We start from the raw sequence: 1057 nt of genomic DNA, 5'->3' as shown, positions 1-1057 counted from the left end.
CAAGCATCCTTTTTATCTATTCGTTAAAAGATGGCCCACTATTTCATGAAAAACACCTCTCTGGAAGATGGGGTTTATAGAGCGCTTACCTTTCAGTTCTTCGTCTTCCAATGCTTCATACGTCTGCTTCCAATATACCCCTGTGCTTTCCATTACAATGAGTTCAACATCCGAAGTTTTTAACCATTTTGCAAGCTTATGGATATCATGCCGAAAAGTTTTATATTCCTTTGTCTGTTTTACCAGTTGACCGTCGGAATCTTCCTGCAGCAATGTGCATACAATAATTGCTTTATGGATATCCAAGCCCGCTACACACTTTGCAATAGCAGATATCATTCAATATCACCCCCTTTCTGTCTGAATTGATACAGATATTCAAATCGGAAAAAAGGCGGATGATTTTTGGGGCAAATCTCGCATTATCCTAAAGATTAAGGACTACACGGATCTTTTTACCATGCGTTCTATGCACAGCGTGCATGAAACAATTGGGGGTTCGAGTCCCAAAAAAACAGATCAGTTTATATCCCGGGGATTATACCTCCATAAAAAAAATCAACCTTTATTCCGCCCGTTAACCGTTTGAAATATATTATATTACAGATGGACTGCGGTTGTCTATTTTCATGTTTGGGGGTGGCCAACGGCGGCGGCCATGAACGTTTATATTTGCAATACCTTCTATGGTGCTTTCATCCATTCCCAAAGAGCTTTTAGCATAACCGAATAGCAGGCTTGCAACTGCGTTTAGCTTTTCAAGCGGGCGGCAACCGTCTTTTCGTTGCATATTTCAGATTGTTACTGGAGACTGAAGAGAGGTGCCCGTTTTTGGGTTATAAAAAAAAACTTCTAAAAACAGGCACTTGAAATACAGGTGCCCGTTCATAACCGGCAGAGGTGATGGCCGTGTTCACCGGCGATAACAAAATGGACATCGCATTCCGGCCTAACCGAACCTGTTTTTCTATCCACTGCCGGTGCGGTTCTCAGGCAGATCGTGCATGGAACGGTATCTGGTTTGCGTCCACTGAATACACCGGTGGCCGGGGTGGGG

General features: G+C 43.2%; 1 protein-coding gene. It reads right to left on the bottom strand.

From position 1 onward, the window contains the following. Positions 1-12: 12 nt before the first annotated feature. The gene (locus tag Q366_RS19205) at positions 13-339 is read right to left on the bottom strand and encodes an IS110 family transposase (protein WP_035242459.1); all 327 of its coding nucleotides are present in this window, start codon (positions 337-339) and stop codon (positions 13-15) included. Between the last annotated feature and the right edge of the window lie 718 nt (positions 340-1057).

The organism is Desulfobacter vibrioformis DSM 8776 (assembly GCF_000745975.1).
Taxonomy (GTDB): domain Bacteria; phylum Desulfobacterota; class Desulfobacteria; order Desulfobacterales; family Desulfobacteraceae; genus Desulfobacter; species Desulfobacter vibrioformis.
This window is presented reverse-complemented; position numbering and strand designations above follow the sequence as displayed.